The following is a 17,501-nucleotide window of genomic DNA, read 5'->3' as shown; positions in this document are numbered from 1 at the left end:
CCGATTTACTGAGAAGCCTGACCCCGGTGGCATATCCGCCGGTCGGCACAAGCTGGGAGAGCATTGATTCAGAGATGCTCTTCGCTGTCAACGTCGACCTTTCGTTGGTGCTTTGGGAGACCGACATCCAACGCTTCGAAGGCGGTTACCCGCTGAGCGCCGTGGCCACCGAGGCCTTCGGGGTATGGATCGCCTAGGTCCGGGACTTTAAGACCCCGACGTTCCGGTTGACCCGCCGGGGCGTGGACTCGGATGCTTCGGAATCCGGGCATTGTGCGATGTCATCGATCCCGGGTGCTCCCGCCTTCGAAGCGCGACGGGTTCCGGTCCGCCCGGGACGAATGCGGTCTCCGGCATCCCTCTCCATTTTGCCGGGGCGCGGGATCACCACCGCGTCGTGGACCATCTCAAGCTTACGGAGGCCCTCGATCAGCTTCGGGTGCTCCTCCGTGCGGAACGAGTCGTCCCATACGAACGGGATCAGCACGCGCCATTTCGGGTCCACGCGGTAGAGCGCCGCGTCGGCCGCGATCTCCTCGACGATCTTGGCGAACGATACGCCCGCCCGGACGAACTTCACCTCGATGACCAGGCCCAGGCTCGGTACGGTCAGGTCCATCCGAGGGTTCTTGTGCCCGACCGGCGGCGTGTACTCCTCCGCGTTGAGGTCGGGGAAGAGCGGTGCCAAGGTCGTCCAGAGCAGGTTCTGGACGTGGTACTCGTTCTCGATATCCCAACGGACCAGCGCTGACCTGGGCGTGCGCGGTCGCTCCTCCCAGGTCCAGAGCCGCAACGACCGCTCCACGCCCTGCAGCACCCGCAGGACGTCCCCTGGTTCGAGACGCCCGAGGCGGGCCGGCATGTTGGTCTCGCACAGGGCTTCGAAGGCCCGGAGGGTTAGCGCCGCCCGCGCCGGGTCGCCCATGGCGGGCTCGAAGCGCAACACGTTACGCCAAGCGGGCCGTCGGCATTCCGCGTCGGCCGGGACGATGCCGAGATCGGCGAGCGCGACCCGTGCCTCCGGCAGCATCGTCGCGAGGTCGCGCCGGGCGGGCGCTTCGAGGATGTGTGCCGCCGCGACCATCAGGGAACGGTTGAGATCCGAAAGCCCCGCGGCCGTGGCGCCGCGCACCACCAGCGCGCCGAGCCACGCGGCATCGCGGCGGTGGAGCAGGCGGTTCACGCCCAGCGCGAGGCCGAGGGCGGACAGGCCGTCGGCCTCAAGGGTCGGTGGCAGATGCGGCCTGAACCAGCTCCGCGCCCCGAGCCACGCGACGCCTTCGCGGAACGTACCGGAGAACGCCTCGGCAAGTCCCGGGTCGGTCGCGCCGTAGCCGAGGATCGCCACGTGCCCGGCGGAGCGACCACCCGGCGACCCGAGGGCCACCGCGGCAGCGGCGGCGAGATCCCCCATCGGACCCGCGGCCCCGAGGACCCAGGCCCGAAAGGCCTGGACGAGGGGGGACGTGTCCCCTTCACGGGAGGCGGCCGCTAGGCCGGCCCGGATGTCGGCGACGCCGGGCCCGTCGCTCAGAGGAACCACGGCTTCCTCATCACGCGACCGCCCTCGGCGGCATCCGCGTCCCAGCCCGGCGTCCGCTCCAGGCCCGACAGCTGCTTGGCGATCTCGTCGGCGTAGACGAGCGGGATGGGCAGGCCGGACGGCCCGAACGTGCGCCAGGAATGGAACGCGAAATCCGACGCCTGACGCACGAGGACCGCCATGTCCCGATAGGTCGAGCTGTCGTGGAGGCGGAGGAGCACCGGACCGGGCAGGCCTTGCGAGGCCGACTTCACCTCCTTGCGTCCTGTCAGCGAGAGGAGCCACTCCCGCTCGCTCAATCGCACCGCCTGCCCCCGCTCCGGCGCGAAGGCGCCCTTGCCGTCGGGCCAGGCGCGGTCGAACAGCGTGAACGGATGATCCTCGACGACGTGCAGGAACGCGAAGCTCACGTTCGTCGCCCCGATCCCCGCGACCGCCGTCTCGACGGCCTGCACCGTCTCCCGGCTGAGCTGCGTGAACGCGTGGAAGACGAGCCTCACCGCATCGCCGGGACGCCACGCCTCCTCCCGGCCGATGCGCCCGATGGCGTCGACGATGCTGTCGCTCAACGCGGCAGGGAAGGCCTCGAACGGAACCGCCCCCGTCCGGGCGTCGAGGAGATAGTGGCCCTGGCTGGAGAAGACCGTCGCGATGCCGACGAACCGCTCGCCGGGGCCGCGGCGACCCTCCTTGACAGTGTGCGACCCCAGCCCGACGACCAGTTCATGATCGGTCGGCGAACGCGCGACGAGCAGCCAGGGAGCGCCGCCGAGCTTGGCGTAGGTCGCCAGGCTCATGTTGGCCAGCGCGTTCGCGTACCCGAACGCGTCGAGGCCCAGCATCTCGGTCGAGAGCGCCTGGACCGGCACGTCCCGCTTGAGGAAGGTCGCCTTGCTCATCCAGTACGGGCTATCGGCGTGCGGCCGCTCCTGCAGGGCCCGCTCCACCTGCACCATCGCGAGGTCCCACGGCTCGTCGCGCGCCGCCGCATCCCTGAGGGCGGTCCGTGCGGCGTCGGCATAGGCCGGACCGCTGCGACCTGCGGCCTCGAAATAACGGATCTCGGGCTCGTCCAGCCTGAACCGGCCGAGCAGCCCGCCGCCGTGGGGGACGAGGCCCGTTTCGCTCGCGATGTCGGGCCTGCCGTGCAGGAAATCTTGCATCGCAGCGGCGACCTCGTCGCGGCGTCCGGCCTGGTGAAGGACCGCGATGCGCGGCCTCTTCGGCTCGAACGTCTGCCGGTCGAACGGTCCGATGCGGTCCAGGCTCTGCTGCTTCCAGCCGTTCGAGGTCTCGGACGAACGGACCGGGTCGAACGACAGCTTCGGTCTCCACACGGCCTCCGCGGGCGGGAAGGAGGCTGCGTCGACGGCTTGGTCGAGCAGCCCTCCTAGACGGAGCGGGACGCCGTCGGCCAGGTCCATCGCCCGGTTCCCGAGCTGGGTCAGCACCCCGTGCACGATCTCCATGGTCCGCGCGCCGCCATGCCACTCCGCCTCGGCTCTCTGGACCGCCTTGAGCGCCCGCTCGGACTGCCCCTGCGTGATGACCTCGACCACCTTGTTGAAGTTGGCGCGCGTGGGTTCGAGGAAGACCTCCCCACTCGACACGACGGAGGGGCCGGCGCCGTGATCGTCCAGGGTCAGCGTGTCCCGCCCGACCTCGACGACGCGGCCCGCGTAGGCGAGCCGCCGCGACACCTTCGGGTCGGGATCCTCGCGCCAGGACGAGACCGCGGCGCCGGTCAGCGGCACGCCGAGTTCGAGGAGCGTCCGGCACGACGCGTCGATGATCGTGCGCAGCCGCTTGGCGCAGGTCAGGACGACGTAGGCGTCGCCCCGGGGCGGCCGCAGGATGCGCGTGTCGAACTCCAGGACCAGCCGCTTCCTCAGCCAACCGGGCAGGCCGACGTCCTCGGCGAGGACGTTCTCCCGCTTTCCGGCGACGGTCGGCGGCCTCCTGCGGATCAGGAGGCCGGCCTCCGGGGAGGCCGCGAGCAGCCGGAAGACCGCCTCGCGGGTCAACGCCGACACGAGCCGAAGGTGCTCGGCCGCGGGCAGTTCCATCCTGTCAGTCGGGAGGTTCGCCCCGGCGATGAGGGGCACGACCGCCATGTCCGTCCCGTCGTGCCGGGTCGCGAACACGTCGTTCTCCGGCCGGTCGAGGTAGGCGTGGAGCAGCGCACGGTCGAACGGGACCACCGAAGCCGGGATCGAACCCGGAGGCGTCAGGACGCGGATCGCGTTCAAGGCGAGTTGCGGGCGGACCCTTTCGCCGGGACGGAAAGCCATGCCGCACTATACGCGGTAGCCGCCTCCAGACGAGGCGCAACCGTCCCGAGGCGCGGCCGTCCACACCCTATGCTGTTAAAAACGGTCATTCGTCATTTGGGGTTGATGGCCCCTCGTGACGTTCTCCAGCGCCGCCCTTAGGCGGCGAGGAGCGTCCCGGGACGACGCACGGCCTGACGGCCCACGTTGGCGTCCCCGAGGGGCTGACCCCCTTCGCTCGCGGCGAGCGCCGCAAGACCTCGACCGAGGATCACCCCGGCCGCGTTCACGTCTCGGTGCTCGTCCGCCCCGCACGGGCACACGTGCCGGCGCAGCGATAGCGGCTTAGCTGCCACCGCCCCGCAATCCCGGCACTCCGCGGACGAGTTCCGCGCGTCGACGAGGATCAGCTTACCACCGGCTCTCACGGCCTTGTAGCGGACGAGCCCCACCAACTTCCCCCAGCCCGCGTCCAGGATGGACCGGTTCAACCCCCGCTTCTGCGCCACGTTCGTACCCGGCTCGTCCACCGTGCCCGCGGCCGAGCCGGTCAGGTTGGCGATGCGCAGATCCTCCAGCACGATCAGGCTGTGCTCGCGCGTCAGCTGCGCCGAGACCCGGTGCAGGTGCGTGTCGCGGGCGTTCGCCACGCGCCGGAGCTGTCGGCCGAGCCGCGCCTTGACCTTGCGCCGGCGGGCCGAGCCCTTCTTGCACCGGGCGAGCGCCCAGCGCGACACCCGGATCTCGCGCTCGCGCCTGGACGCTGGCCGGATGTTCGGGATTCGCTCGCCGGTGGACAGCGTCAGCAGCGCCTCGCCGGCAGGCGGCGTGGTCGCGACGACCTCTGAGGTCTCGACGGTGAAGCCGGCGTACCAGTGCCGCCCGACCTTCGTGAACGTCACGCCCAGGATCTTGGCGTCGCCCGGCAGCGGTCGGTCGTGGTTGAGCCGGATCGGCCGGTCCATACCCTTCAGCCGGATGCGGTCGCCTTCGTGGCGCAGCCCGGTGGCCTCCAGCAGGCCGAAGCTGCGCCAGCGCGACAGCGGCTTGAACCGCGGGAAGCCGGCCTTGCCGCCCTTCTTCACCCGGCCGAAGAAGCCGGTAAACGCGTCCTCGACGCGCTTCAGCGTCCACCGGCCCATATTCACTGGATCGGCGCAGTGGCCGTCGGGATCGTCGGCACGGATGACGGTGAGGCTCTTCTGCTGATCGATGCGGGTGATCGGCTTGCGCGCCAGACGCCAAGCGTCGCGCCGCTCCTGGAGCGCGGCGTTGTACAGGAGGCGCTGCCGCTCCAGCCGCTCGTCGAGCAGACGGTGCTGGGGCGCGGTCGGCCGAAGCTTCTGGCGGTACGTCAGGATCACACGGCAAAGCTAGAACAGATGCGGAACACGTCAAGGCCAAAACGGACGCTCATCAACCCCAAACGACGAAGAACCTTAAAAACCTTGGAGCGATCAAAGCCGAAAGCCCCCGTACGTCGACCTTCGGCACGTCGCGCGAGCGCTTCGACGGAATGCCCTTCGGCCCGGGCGCAACTCGGATGCGCCCGGGCCGAATACCTGGGGCGGCGACCGCGTCGTCGGTCGGTCGGAACATCCTGGCCCACGGGCCCCGACCGCAACGCCCGGTTCCGTACCCGCCGTGCGCGCAGGTGAGAGCAAGTTCCGGCCCGGCTCCCGGCCGTCATCGACACGGGGACGTCGAAAGTCGCCCGATAGGGTAACGGCTCCGGCATCGCGTGGAGTCATGGTCCCATCCCGCCCCGGGATGGGAAGGCCATCCCCGCGCCAACGGCGGCGCCAGCCTCGGGGGCTCGATCCGGCGTTTCGGGCACGCCGGCCGGAAACGCCCCGACGCTCCGTCCGGCGCGCTTCGGAGCTCCTCGGTCAGGTCATCCGCCGTTTCCGGTGAGGACGAGCGCGTCGTGAGGCTGAACCTTCCAGACATGTTCCCCGTCGCCGAACACGCCGCGCAGGGTCTCGTCGAGGACATCGACCTCGGGGATGCGGTTGACCAACACGATAGTCGACGACCGACCCGGAACGCCGTCCTGTCCGACGACACGCGCCATCGCCTCCCGCACGGATTGCCGCCGCTGCCACCGGGCCGACTGGTCCCTGGGTGGACGCAGGTCGATCGGCGCGTGCAGGTAACGGCACGACAGATCTTCGAACAGGCGGAAGACGGACGGCCTGCTCAGCCCGGGAAGATCGAAGTACGGGTAGAGTCGGGCGTCGACCACCAGCGCGTGCCGGCTCATGGAGACCGCGCGCGTGAACGTCACGCCGTGGACGTCGGCCATGGGCAGGCACGAGACGCGGCGAACGGGACGATGATCGAAGAGCGAGAGCTGTCGAACCGGCGCCGAAGACCCTGTAAAACCCTCGGTTTCCCAGGGTGTTGTCTCGACGAGGCGGAGGAGTGGTTTGCTCACGCTTGCAGCGCTCCCAGGCCCGATTCGAGATCCAGATAATGTACCCGCAGCACTTCCGAGTGACCACCCCAAACCGGTTCGCCGACCCGGTAATCCCCGGTCAGCTTGTCCTTGTAGTCTCGGTCCTTCAGGAAAGCGCGGGCATACATCCTCGGTGCGACCCCGACGAACGGGTGGAACAGGACCTTGGCGTTGGCCCGGGCGGCCGGGACACCGGGCCGTGCGGAGCCGACAGTTCCCGAACCCTGTACGCTTGAGGGCGGTTCCCACCCATCCACACCCGTCGTGATGGCGTCGCAATGGAGGCCGATCGCCCGGCTTTTCGGATAGGGCTCGATGTACTGCACCTCGTCGATCCCGGCGGCGACGATGTGGCGGGCGCAGTAATGGCAGGGGAACGTGCTGACATAGAGCCGGCATCCCCTCGGCGAGGTGCCGGTCCGGGCGGCGGTCAGGATCGCGTCCATCTCCGCGTGGACCGCCCGGCTGAACTCGATCAGGCCACCGATCTTCGTGCGCCGAAGCTCGGCCACCGCCTGTCCTTTCTCCCTTCCCTCGGCCAAGGCGGGGTATTTGTCGATGAGCTCGCCGATGATCTCGTTCTGCTCGCGGTTGCTGCTGCAGAACTTGTCCGGCCGGAACGCGCAGCGATGGTCGGGGGCTTCCCCGTCGAGATCGGTCCCGTAAAGCCCTCCGCCCGCCCTCGGCACGTCGTTGGTGCCGGTCGCGACGATGTTCCCCTTCGCGTCCACGAGCGCCGCCCCGACCTGTCGCGACAGGCACGCGCTCCTCAGTTGGGCCGAATGGGCTTGATGCATCGCCGTCTCGGCGACGTTCGGTCTGATGACGTCCGACGCCGTGAGGATCCGCACCAGGCGCCGCAGCGGCTCGTTCATCCCGGTGTTCTTCGGGTCGTCGCCGGCATCCTTCGAATTGTCGACGAAGAAATCCGCCTCGTGGAAGGTGTCGACGACGTGCTGGCCGTGCCTCTCCGGCGCGTCGCCGTCGCGATCCATGAAGGCCGTGACGGCCCGGCGCGTCTCCTGGCGGCCCCGGTCGTTGAAGTCGAACAGCTCCCGGGTCAGCCGGCCGTGGCGGGCATCGTCGTCGCACACGACGCCGACGAGCGTGAAGGCGTCTTGGTAGATCCGGCGGAGGAGGTGCGCCTCCGCAGGATGGCGCAGGGAGTCGATGATGTAGGCACGCGGCTTCCCGTCGATCTCGCCCTCCGGCCTGCCGCTCGCCTCCGCGCGGAGGGCGCGGATGCGCGCGATGACGGCGCGGGCGACTGCCGCATTGTCGTCGAAAGCCAGCCGCATCGCGTCGCCGAGGTCCTGCATGTGCACGACGCCGGCGAGCGTCTTGCGACCGCCGGCCGGGCCGAGGTCGCGCCCGTTGTTCCGGGCCCAGGCCTTGATCTCCGCGCTCGCCTTGACGATGCGGACCTCGTATCCGCCGTCCTCGACCGACTGCGTTTCGAGGAACTCCTTGACGATCTGGGCTGCCCGGCCCGCCCCGGAACCGCCCGGTCCGACGACCGCGATGAAAAGCTCGTTCGCGCGGAAGTTCCGGAGCAGGCTCTGGCTCGTCTCGCCAGGGCGCGGGCCGGCCGCGGTCGGCAAACGTCCGGTCGTCGCTGCATCGGCCATTGGGGGTCGACTCTTGGAATGCCGTGGTCACGGCAGCAAAGCTGGAACGCCGCGGAGATGCCACGGCGGCACAGGCCTGTGAAGTGGCTATCCAGGGTCGTCTCCCACCGCCCAGCCGGTTTGGAGCATGTTCCGCTTCCCCGGACGGCCGGTCCGCGCGGGATCGCGGATGCGCTGCGCGGAATCGGCCTCACGGGCGCGCCGGCGGGCGGAGCGACCCGTGGCCGTTCGGCGCCCGCACGGGAACGTCCGGGTCACCGCGACGCCTGTGCTCCCTCTGCCGGATGCCGACCGGCCCTTTGCGGGACCAGGACGATGAGCGCGACGATGAAGGCCGCGATCACGACGGAAGCGAGCGGCCGGCTCAGGTTCAGCCCGCCGTTGGCGACCGGCTTGTCGAGGAAATCGCCCACCGTGGCCCCGAGCGGGCGGGTCAGGATGAACGCCGCCCAGAAGAGCGTGACCCGTGAGACGGAGGTCCGATAGTACAGGGCGATGACGACCGCGAGCGCCGCCGCGAAGACGAGGGCGCCACCCTCGTAGCCGAGGCCGCCCGTGTCCGCGAGCCAGTCGCCGAGCGCGGTGCCCAACGTCTGCGAGAAGGTGATCGCTCCCCAATAGAACGCCTCGACCCGCGGGGTCGAGACCGTGTCCACCGACACGGTGCCCTCGGTCGCGTACCAGAGCCCGAGCACGGCCGCGAGGCAGGCGAGGAGCAGGGTCGACCCGCCGGTGTATCCGATGCCGAGCGAGCGGTCGGCGAAGTCCGCCATCGTCGTGCCGAAGGTGGTCGAGGCGACGATCGTGGACCAGTACAGGACCGGGTGGAACCGCTTCGACATGACCTGGGCGACCACGAGCGCGACCAGCAGCACGGCGAACAGGGCGGTGCCGGCGAGGTAGCCCCAATTAAGGGTCATTGTGACGGTGTCGCCGCCGGTCTCCCCGAGCGTCGTGGCCAGGATCTTGATGATCCAGAAGCCCAGCGTGACCTCGGGGACCTTGCTCAGGGCGCGTTCGTAACGGTCGTCCATGGGACCTGCTCCTTCTTCGAGGGGAAACCTCACGGCGCGTCGGCGCAGGCCGCCCGGCGGTCGGCACGCTGCGGGATGAGGAGGACGAACCCGGCCAGGACGAGCGCCAGCACGCCGGAGATCGTGATGTCGTCGATGCCCAGGCCGCCGGAAGCGACCGGCTTGTCGAGCGAGTTGGCGAGGGTGGCGCCGAGCGGCCGCGTCAGGACGAACGCCGTCCAGAACAGCATCGGCCTGGAAACGCGCGTTCGCAGATGGAGGGCCGTGACCACGGCCAGTGCGACGAGGATGAGGAGCGCGCTCCCGATGTACCCGAGCCCGCTGCTGTCGGCCATCCAGTCGCCCAACGCGGTGCCGAGCGTCTGGGAGAACATGACCGTTGCCCAGTAGAAACCTTCGGCCCGCGGGGACCGCACCGTCTCCACGGCGACCGTGCCGAGCGTGCGCTTCCACAGGATCAGGGTCGCGACGACCGATCCGAGCAGCACCAGGGACCCGCCCGCGTAGCCGATGCCGAGGGACCTGTCGCAGAAGTCGGCGAGGGTCGTGCCTGCGAGCGTCGTCGCCGTGACCACGGCCCAGTACAGGATCGGATGGAAGCGGTCCGCCCGGACCTGTGCGGCCAGCAGCACCGCCAGGGCGGCCCCGAAGATCGCCGTGCCGGCGAGATAGCCGAGGCCGAGCGTCAACGTGACGGCGTTGCCGCCGACCTCGCCCAGGGTCGTGGCTACGATCTTGATGGCCCAGAACCCGGCGGTGGCTTCTGGCACCTTGGCGGGTTCGACCTGTCCGGGTCGCTCGGTCGGTTGCATCGGGCTGCCGTGGGAGAGCGAGGGCCGGCTCAGCCGGTGTGGGTCTGGTCGATGATGGCGAGCAGGTCGTCGACCGCGCGACGGCAGGCGGCGGGATCGGGGTTCGACGCCCGCAGCGCGTCGAGGGCGCGGTCGATGGCCTTGTCCACGACGTGCCAGTCGGCGGCGGCTCGCGGCTTCAGGCCGGCCTCGGACGCGTCCCAGGACAATTCCAGGTCCTTGATGCGCGTCTTGGCGGCGGCGAGGTCGCCCCGGTCGGCCAGCGCCTTCACGTCGACGACGATGGCCCGGAACTTGGAGAGGTCGCCGAGCCTCGACGCCGCCATCGCGGCGGGCGTCGCTCCGACGGCGGCGTCCTGCATCGCCAGCAGGCCCAGGGGGGCGGCCGTGGCGCCGATGACCGTCGCGGCGATGGCGGCGAGGAGGACGTTTCGCATGGTCGTTCGCTCCGTGTCGTGCGGCGTTGTAAGGACTGGAGGATGGGGATGCGGGAGGCGGCGGACGGTCAGGACCGCCGCTGTCCGGCCGGCTCGTCCGGGCGTCCGGAGACAAGGCTCAGGGACGTCACCAGGGCGACGATGACGGCGAAGAAGACGAGGCTGGTGGCGGCCGTGCCGAACCCGAGGCCGCCGTATTCCCGTGCCTGCGACAGCAGATCGCCCAGCGATGCGCCGAGGGGGCGCGTGACGATGTAGGCGAGCCAGAAGGTCGTCACCGGGTTCGCGCCGAGCCGCCAGGCGAGGGCGAGGGCGGCCAGGATCGTGCCGAAGACGGCGACGCCGAGATTGAAGCCGAGCCCCAGCGCCTCCGTGGCCAGGTCGCCCGCGGCCGTGCCGAGCGCGAAGGTCAGGAGGATGGCGAGCCAGTAGAACGCCTCGCGGCGCCGGGTCACGATGGCGTGGATCGAGAGCGTCCGCTCGGTCGCGTACCAGAGGGCGAACACGGCGGCGAGGGCGGCCGCGAACACGCCGGTGCTGACGAAGAGGCTCACGCCGAGCTTGTCGGTCAGGATGTCGGTGACCTGCGTGCCGACCACGCTGACGAGGACGACGGTCGACCAATAGGTCCAGGGCACGTAGCGCCGCTCGCGCACCTGCAGGGCGAGGACGGCCGCGAGGAGGCCGGCCGTGAGGGTGGCGGTGACGGCGGCACCCAGGCCGACGTTCACCGCGAGGTAGTCCGCGCCGGTCTCGCCGACGGTCGTGGAGAGTATCTTGATGACCCAGAAGGCCGCGGTGACCTCCGGTACCTTGTTCAAGACCTGGCGCTGGATCTCGCTCATCCCCGTCTCCCGTCCGTCATGGTCGGTCACGGTGATAGCGAGCCAGAATGAGGGCAGAATGAGCTTCGTCCGGCGGAGCCGCGGGCTCGGCCTCAGGCCGGCAGTCTGACCGTTGCGAGGGTCCCCCGTCCGTCCCGTCGGTTTTCGACCGTCAGGCCGAGGTCGTTGCGCTCCGCGATGCGGCGGGCGATGGCGAGCCCGAGCCCCGTGCCTTCGACTTCCGGTGGCGCGGCCCGGAAGAAGCGGTCGAACAGGCGGCCCTCGCTTCCCGGCGGCAGCCCGCAGCCGGTGTCCCGAACCGTGACGACGCACGCACCGTCCCGGTTCAGCAGACGGACGTCGACCTGCCCTCCCGACGGCGTGTAGCGCAGGGCGTTGTCGACCAGGTTGGCGAACAGGACGCGGACCTCGTCCTCCGACGCGTGAAGCGTCGCGGGCGTCTCGATGTGCACGCCCAGGTCGATGTCCTTGCGCTGGGCGAGCACGACGTGGTCGGCGACGCAGTCGAGCAGGAGCTGGCCGAGGTCGACGGATGCGGGACGGGCCTCGGCACCGTCGTCGAGCCGGGCGAGACGGAGCAGTTGATCCACCAGCCGGTTCGCCCGCCGGAGGCCGCCCGCGAGAGCCATTCGCCGCGCGTCGCCCCCGCCACCGGCAGGCACGCCGAGGGCGTCGAGCTGGATCTGCATCGCGGCAAGCGGCGTACGCAGTTCGTGCGCGGCGTCGGCGACGAACCGTCTCTGGGCGGCGAGAGCGGCCTGCAGGCGCAGGATGAGCCCGTTCATGGCCTCGACGAGGGGCGCCACCTCCGTCGGCACGCCGCGCGTCGGCAGGGGACCCTGGGCGGTGGCCCCGCGCCCGGCGAGGTCATGCACCAAGCCGTCGAGCCGCCCGAGCGCCCGGTCCATCGCCCAGCCGACCACGATCCACGACAGCGGGACGAGGAGCAGCAGGGGGGCCACGGCGCCGAGCGCCGCATTGCGTGCGAACTCGGCCCTCACCACGTCACGCTGGGCCACCCTGACGGTCATGGTGCCGTTGACGGTCGTGTAGGTACGCCAGAGCTCCCCGCCCATGACGGCGTTCGCGTATCCCGTGCGCCCGGGGCGGCGGACGTCGGCACCGCGGTCGCCGCGCAGGACCTGCCCGTCCTTCCAGATGGTGACGGCGAGTTGGTCCTCCGGGTCCTGGTCGGCGGCGGGCGGCGCGTCCGCATTTGCGTCCGGGAGCCCGGGACCGGCGTTGAGGGCGACCTGCCGCAGCTGCCCGTCGAGGAAATCAGCCGCCTCGATCCGCGCGAGGGCATAGGCCGCGACCATCGCGGCCAGGCCGATGCCGGCCAGCAGGGCGGTCATCCAGCCGAGTGCCGTGCGGCGCACGGAGGCGGCCCTCATGGCTTGGGCACCATCCAGCCCGCGCCGCGGACGTTGAGGATCGCGCCCTTTCCGACCTTGCGGCGGACCGTGAGGATCAGGGCGTCCACCGCGTTGCTCTCGACCTCCTCGCCCCACCCGTAGATGCGTTCCTCGATCTGCGCCCGCGAGAGGATGCGCCCCGGTCGCTCCATGAGCGCGTGCATGAGGGCGTATTCGCGCGCCGACAGAACCGCGACGGTCCCGGCGTGGGACAGCACATGGCTCTCCGTGTCGAGTTCGGTCTCGGCGGCCACGAGCCGGGCGCTCGCCCGCCCGGCCCGGCGCCGCAGGATGGCCCGCATCCGGGCGAGCAGCTCGCGCATCTCGAAGGGCTTGACCATGTAGTCGTCGGCACCGAGGTCGAGGCCCGCGACGCGGCTGTCGAGTCCGTCCCGCGCCGTGATGATGAGCACCGACGTGTCGTTGCCCGCCGTCCGCGCGGAGCTGAGAACCTGCAGTCCGTCGGCGCCGGGCAGGCCGAGGTCCAGCAGGACCATGGCATGGCCGCCGACCCGCAGCGCCGTTTCGGCCGTGGGTCCGTCGCGCACCCAATCGACGGAGTAGCCTTCGGCGGCAAGGCCGTGCGACAGCCCTTCGCCGATCATGCGGTCGTCCTCGATCAGCAGCACGCGCATGGGTCGCTTCGTTCGGCTCGGGGCCTCCGCGGCACGGCGCAGCCCGCCCCCGCTCGGCGAGCCGCGACAGGGACGGATCCGCGCCACGGACCGGCCCAGCCTGCAGCCCGGCAGCCGCGACGGCAAGACCGCTCGACGGACGACCATTGTGGGCTTGCCCGGGGTCGCGGTGCGCGGGCGCACCGGACTTCCGTGACCGCCGACACGCCTTTCGCCCCGTGCCGTCACCGGTCAGGGCGGGCGGCATGGCCCGACCCGGATTCGCACCGTCGGAGAGGCCGGCGTCGAGAATGCGGCGGAGAAGGGTTTCCCGTGTTGTGTCACCTATGACCCAACATGGTCGCCCTTGCCAAGGTCGACCGACGTTTCGAATACCGGGGTGCCACCATCGGGTAGTCGTCGGGCAAGCCGTAGCGTTCCCGGTACGCGCTGGGGGTCAATCCATGGCTAGCCAAATGCCGCTTGAGGAGCGCGTAGGCCTTGCCGTTGATGAAGCTGACGAGCGCGTCGGGCGTGATCGAACTTCTCACCTCCGCCGGCGAGCGTCTCGGCGGCCGTTCGCACGCCGCGGCGGCGGGTTCCGACAAGCCCGTCAAGGCCGAGTGGACGGACGCGATCAGGTTAGGCAACTCGCGTGGTGCGGCGGCATTGTTTCGCACATAGGCGCAAACTATGCTGATGGTGAGATTCGCGCGAATTTCGGTCTCTGGGAGCTGAAAGTTTGGCATATCCCGAATCCTCATCGGTTAAAAAATTGTCAGTCTGCATTTCTATCTTGAGTATGAGTTGGGCGAACTATAAACGATAAAGATCTTATCTTGCGCCACTCCGGTGTATAGGCCTGCGTCGACCTCATAGTTCGATGCCGCCCCATCTTCGACTGAGATAGCGTAGACCAGGCAGCTGTGGCGAGCTGCACCCCTCGGAGCCACCTCCCGGAGGCCTCGGACGCTTTCCTCACGGGCGCACCACCATCGGGAACTTGCTGGCCAGGCTGAGGCAGAGCGCGTCCCGATTGCGCACGGCCGCCATCCGGTCGTACTCCGACGCGCCGGCGTACATCTGGCGGGCGCCCTCCCGGGACCCGACCGCCTCGAAGCAACTCCTCGCACGCTCGACGATGGCGGGGTTGTAGGCGGAGTAGCCGCAGATCGCCGCGGCACGCCGGAGCAATCCATGCATCCGTAAGAAGTCCGAGCACGCGAAGGGAGCAGCGACGGCTGCAGGTGCAGCGGCGCCACAGACGGCGACCACGGTCAGGGCGAGTGGGTACGATGCCGCCCTCCTAGGCATCGGACCCGACCCGGCGCTTGGCGTTTGGGGGACGGACGTCACGGTGCGGATCGCCGCCTCCGAACGGCAGCCGCAGCCCGGAGACGTAGGGGTAGACGGCCGGCAGCACGACGAGCGTGAGGAGCGTCGCCGTGATCAGGCCGCCGATCACCACGGTGGCGAGCGGACGTTGCACCTCGGCGCCGGCGCTGGTCGAGAGCGCCATCGGCAGGAAGCCCAACGTCGCGACGAGGGCGGTCGTCAACACCGGGCGCAGCCGCATCTCCGCGGCCTCTGTCGCCGCCTGGACAGCGTCGAGGCGCGAGCGCTCCAGGTCCCTGATGTAGCTCGTCAGCACGACGCCGTTCAGCACGGCGATGCCGAAGGTGGCGATGAAGCCGATGGCGGCCGAGACCGAGAAAGGCAGCCCGCGCAGGTACAGCGCCAGGATGCCGCCGGTGGCCGCCACCGGCACGTTGAGGAAGATCAGCCCGGCGAGCCGGATGTCGCCGAACATCACCACGAGCAGCACCAGGATCGCCGCCATCGCGGCCGGGACCACCACGGAAAGCCGGCTCGTCGCCTCCTGCAGGTTCTGGAATTGCCCGCTCCACCGCAGGGCGTAGCGCGGCGGCAGGCTGACCTGGGCCTTTACCGTCGCCTGCGCCTCGGCCACGAAGCTCTGCACGTCGCGCCCGCGCACGTTGGCCTGGACCGAGATGCGCCGCTGCAGGCGCTCGCGGCTGATCTGGGCCGGACCGGTGGCGACGTCGACCGACGCCACGAGGGAGAGCGGGACGAGGGCCTTGCCGCTGCGTCCGACCGGCAGCGCGCGGATGCGCTCAAGGTCGCCGCGGTCGGCGGCAGCGAGCCGCACCACGATGTCGGTGATGGCGTTGTCGTCGCGATAGACCAGGCCGGCCGGACGCCCGCCGATCGCCTCGACGGTGTCGAGGATGTCGCTGACGTTGATCCCGTAGCGGGCGGCCGCCGCACGGTCGACCTGGATCGACAGGGCCGGCATCCCGGCCTGTGCCTCGGCCTTCACGTCGGCCGCGCCCGCCACGCCCGAGACGGCGCGCACGATCGCGTCGGCCTTCTCCTTCAGCACGGCGAGGTCGTCGCCGTAGAGGCTGATCGCCACGTCGCCGCGCACGCCCTCCAGCAGGTCGTCCATGCGCATCTGGATCGGCTGCGAGAAGCTGTAGGCGACGCCCGGCACCTCCTCCTTGAGCCGCCGGTCGAAGGCCGCGACGAGACCGTCCTGCGTGTCGGCGGTCGTCCAGGTGGCGGGGTCGGTGAGGGTGATGAAGCTGTCGGTCGATTCGACGCCCATCGGGTCGGTGGGGATCTCGGCGCTGCCGGTGAGCGAGACGACGCGCTTCACCTCGGGGAAGGATGTCAGCACCGTCTCGATCCGATGGACGGCCTTGAGCGAGGCGTCGAGGTTGATCCCGGGCAGCTTCTCCGAGGTGACGACCACCGACCCCTCCGAGAGCTTGGGCAGGAATTCGCCCCCGAGCCGGGTGGCGACGAGGCAACTGCCCGCGAACAGGGCGATGGTGACGAGCACCGTGGCACCGGCCCGGCGCTGGGCGAGCCGCAGCACCGGCGTGTAGAGCGCCCGAACCCCGTGGACGAGGCGCGTCTCGCGCTCGCCGACGCCCCGGCCCGCGAGCGCGAGGGCCGCGAGCGCGGGCATCAGGGTCATGGTCAGGACCAGCGACCCGGCGAGCGCCAGGATGACGGTCAAGGCCATTGGCCGAAACATCTTGCCCGCCACCCCTTCGAGCGCCAGCACCGGCAGATAGACCAGGATGATGATCGCCACCGCGAACAGGATGGGCTTGGCGACCTCGGCGGTGGCGTCGCGGATGACGTCGAGGGCCGGTCGCCCGGGCTGCCCGCCGCGGGCGCGCAGCACGTTCTCGACCATGACCACGGCGCCGTCGACGATCAGGCCGAAATCGATGGCGCCCAGGCTCATCAGGTTGCCGGACAGGCCGATGAGCCGCATGCCCGCGAACGCCATCAGCATGGAGAGCGGGATCGCGACCGCGACGACGAGGCCGGCGCGCAGGTTGCCGAGCAGGAGGAGCAGCACGACGACGACGAGCGCCGCTCCCTCCAGCAGGTTGTGCTCGACCGTGTGGATCGTGCGTTCCACCAGGGCCGAGCGGTCGTAATAGGGCAGGATCTCGATGCCGGGCGGCAATTGCGGGCGCAGGTCCGTGATGGCGGCCTTGACCCGCTCCACGACTGCGCTCGCGTTCTCGCCCTGCTGCATCATGGCGATGCCGACGACGGTCTCCCCGGCCGCGTCGCGGCTCACCGCGCCGAGGCGGACCTTGGGCGCCTCCACCACCTCGCCCAGGGTGCCGACGGTGACGGGCAGGCCGCCCGCGTTCGTGGCCACCACGATGTTGGCGATGTCCGCGGGACCCTTGGCGAGGCCGAGGCCGCGGATCACCTCCTGCTGGTCGTTGTGCTCGATATAGGCGCCCCCGCGCGCCATGTTGTTCTCGGCGAGCGCCGCGTAGACCTGGCCGAGGGTCACGCCGTAGCGGTGCAGCGCCTCGGCCGAGACGCGCGCCTCGTAGGTCGGCAATTCCCCGCCGTAAATGTTCACGTCCGCGATGCCGGGCGTCAGCTTCAGCCGCGGTGCGATGGTCCATTGAAGGATGCGCTTGAGCTCCATCGGCGAATAGGCCGGCCCGCGCAGCTCGAACTGGTAGATCTCGCCAAGCCCGGTCGCCATCGGCCCCATCTGCGGCTCGCCGACGCCGGCCGGCATCATCGCCCTGGCCTGGGGCAGGCGCTGGAAGACCTGGGCCCGCGCCTCCGTGACGGCCATGCCGTCCTCGAAGGTGACGTAGACCGCCGAGACCCCGAAGCGGGAGATCGAGCGGATGCCCGAGAGGCCCGGCGCGCCCGCCATCGCGTTCTCCACGGGGAAGCTGACGAGGCGCTCCACCTCCTGCGGGCTGAGGCCGGGCGAGAGCGTCAGGATCATCACCTGCTTGGGCGAGATGTCCGGCACCGCGTCGATGGATAGCCCTTCGAGGTTGACTATGCCCCCGGCGGTCCCTGCGAGCGCGACGGCGAGGACGAGCCACCGTCGGCGGATCAGGAGGGCGAACCAGGCCTTCACC

Annotated in this window: 15 protein-coding genes; 1 reads left to right on the top strand and 14 read right to left on the bottom strand. The window is 70.2% G+C overall.

All coding sequences use genetic code 11. The annotated features are described in order from the left end of the window. Positions 1-74: 74 nt before the first annotated feature. Positions 75-197, top strand: a complete 123-nt coding sequence (locus tag FVE89_RS31515) for a hypothetical protein (RefSeq protein ID WP_274852095.1) — start codon at positions 75-77, stop codon at positions 195-197. On the opposite strand, the gene FVE89_RS11755 is transcribed toward FVE89_RS31515, so the two are convergent. From FVE89_RS11755 to FVE89_RS11690, 14 genes are all read right to left on the bottom strand, one after another. Continuing rightward, complete coding sequence (locus FVE89_RS11755; protein WP_160534130.1) at positions 194-1,543, bottom strand: hypothetical protein; 1,350 nt, start codon at positions 1,541-1,543, stop codon at positions 194-196. The two genes, FVE89_RS31515 and FVE89_RS11755, sit on opposite strands and share 4 nt — an antisense overlap. Continuing rightward, positions 1,531-3,834, bottom strand: coding sequence for a hypothetical protein (locus FVE89_RS11750; RefSeq protein ID WP_210254052.1), 2,304 nt, complete (start codon positions 3,832-3,834; stop codon positions 1,531-1,533). Before FVE89_RS11750 ends, FVE89_RS11755 begins: the two co-directional genes overlap by 13 nt. A gap of 137 nt (positions 3,835-3,971) precedes the next feature. Continuing rightward, positions 3,972-5,177 carry an RNA-guided endonuclease TnpB family protein gene (locus FVE89_RS11745; RefSeq protein WP_116655371.1) on the bottom strand — a complete coding sequence of 402 codons (1,206 nt, stop codon included), beginning with the start codon at positions 5,175-5,177 and terminating at the stop codon, positions 3,972-3,974. Positions 5,178-5,707: 530 nt separating this feature from the next. After that, positions 5,708-6,118, bottom strand: coding sequence for a hypothetical protein (locus FVE89_RS11740; RefSeq protein ID WP_116655370.1), 411 nt, complete (start codon positions 6,116-6,118; stop codon positions 5,708-5,710). Positions 6,119-6,246: 128 nt separating this feature from the next. Further along, positions 6,247-7,899, bottom strand: a complete 1,653-nt coding sequence (locus tag FVE89_RS11735; RefSeq protein ID WP_160534128.1) for an anti-phage dCTP deaminase — start codon at positions 7,897-7,899, stop codon at positions 6,247-6,249. 254 nt (positions 7,900-8,153) lie between these two features. After that, on the bottom strand, positions 8,154-8,933 hold the full coding sequence (locus FVE89_RS11730; protein WP_116655368.1) for a hypothetical protein: 780 nt from the start codon (positions 8,931-8,933) through the stop codon (positions 8,154-8,156). 29 nt (positions 8,934-8,962) lie between these two features. Continuing rightward, a complete protein-coding gene (locus FVE89_RS11725) occupies positions 8,963-9,745 on the bottom strand; it encodes a hypothetical protein (RefSeq protein ID WP_246730639.1) in 783 nt (260 codons plus the stop codon). A 29-nt stretch (positions 9,746-9,774) separates the two neighbouring features. Then, positions 9,775-10,182, bottom strand: a complete 408-nt coding sequence (locus FVE89_RS11720; RefSeq protein ID WP_116655367.1) for a histidine kinase — start codon at positions 10,180-10,182, stop codon at positions 9,775-9,777. Between the two features lie 68 nt (positions 10,183-10,250). After that, the gene (locus FVE89_RS11715; protein ID WP_116655366.1) at positions 10,251-11,027 is read right to left on the bottom strand and encodes a hypothetical protein; all 777 of its coding nucleotides are present in this window, start codon (positions 11,025-11,027) and stop codon (positions 10,251-10,253) included. 92 nt (positions 11,028-11,119) lie between these two features. Beyond that, positions 11,120-12,421, bottom strand: coding sequence for an ATP-binding protein (locus tag FVE89_RS11710; RefSeq protein ID WP_116655365.1), 1,302 nt, complete (start codon positions 12,419-12,421; stop codon positions 11,120-11,122). Beyond that, positions 12,418-13,077 carry a response regulator transcription factor gene (locus tag FVE89_RS11705; protein WP_116655364.1) on the bottom strand — a complete coding sequence of 220 codons (660 nt, stop codon included), beginning with the start codon at positions 13,075-13,077 and terminating at the stop codon, positions 12,418-12,420. Before FVE89_RS11705 ends, FVE89_RS11710 begins: the two co-directional genes overlap by 4 nt. 320 nt (positions 13,078-13,397) lie before the next feature. Further along, entirely contained in the window at positions 13,398-13,805 is a 408-nt protein-coding gene (locus FVE89_RS11700) for a MucR family transcriptional regulator (RefSeq protein WP_116655495.1), read from the bottom strand. A gap of 229 nt (positions 13,806-14,034) precedes the next feature. After that, positions 14,035-14,259: a hypothetical protein gene (locus FVE89_RS11695; protein ID WP_245337753.1), complete on the bottom strand. Its 225-nt coding sequence runs from the start codon at positions 14,257-14,259 to the stop codon at positions 14,035-14,037. Positions 14,260-14,362: 103 nt separating this feature from the next. Beyond that, positions 14,363-17,500, bottom strand: coding sequence for a CusA/CzcA family heavy metal efflux RND transporter (locus tag FVE89_RS11690; protein WP_116655363.1), 3,138 nt, complete (start codon positions 17,498-17,500; stop codon positions 14,363-14,365). Position 17,501: the final 1 nt, after the last annotated feature.

The organism is Methylobacterium sp. 2A (assembly GCF_009806555.1).
Classification (GTDB): Bacteria; Pseudomonadota; Alphaproteobacteria; order Rhizobiales; family Beijerinckiaceae; genus Methylobacterium.
This window is presented reverse-complemented; position numbering and strand designations above follow the sequence as displayed.

Coding starts and splice junctions, on each gene's coding strand:
- FVE89_RS11730 (WP_116655368.1), bottom strand. CDS start 8,933: ATGGACGACCGTTACGAACGCGCCCTGAGCAAGGTCCCCGAGGTCACG.
- FVE89_RS11700 (WP_116655495.1), bottom strand. CDS start 13,805: ATGCCAAACTTTCAGCTCCCAGAGACCGAAATTCGCGCGAATCTCACC.
- FVE89_RS11720 (WP_116655367.1), bottom strand. CDS start 10,182: ATGCGAAACGTCCTCCTCGCCGCCATCGCCGCGACGGTCATCGGCGCC.
- FVE89_RS11715 (WP_116655366.1), bottom strand. CDS start 11,027: ATGAGCGAGATCCAGCGCCAGGTCTTGAACAAGGTACCGGAGGTCACC.
- FVE89_RS11735 (WP_160534128.1), bottom strand. CDS start 7,899: ATGGCCGATGCAGCGACGACCGGACGTTTGCCGACCGCGGCCGGCCCG.
- FVE89_RS11705 (WP_116655364.1), bottom strand. CDS start 13,077: ATGCGCGTGCTGCTGATCGAGGACGACCGCATGATCGGCGAAGGGCTG.
- FVE89_RS11750 (WP_210254052.1), bottom strand. CDS start 3,834: ATGGCTTTCCGTCCCGGCGAAAGGGTCCGCCCGCAACTCGCCTTGAAC.
- FVE89_RS11740 (WP_116655370.1), bottom strand. CDS start 6,118: ATGGCCGACGTCCACGGCGTGACGTTCACGCGCGCGGTCTCCATGAGC.
- FVE89_RS11710 (WP_116655365.1), bottom strand. CDS start 12,421: ATGAGGGCCGCCTCCGTGCGCCGCACGGCACTCGGCTGGATGACCGCC.
- FVE89_RS11695 (WP_245337753.1), bottom strand. CDS start 14,259: ATGCATGGATTGCTCCGGCGTGCCGCGGCGATCTGCGGCTACTCCGCC.
- FVE89_RS31515 (WP_274852095.1), top strand. CDS start 75: ATGCTCTTCGCTGTCAACGTCGACCTTTCGTTGGTGCTTTGGGAGACC.
- FVE89_RS11725 (WP_246730639.1), bottom strand. CDS start 9,745: ATGCAACCGACCGAGCGACCCGGACAGGTCGAACCCGCCAAGGTGCCA.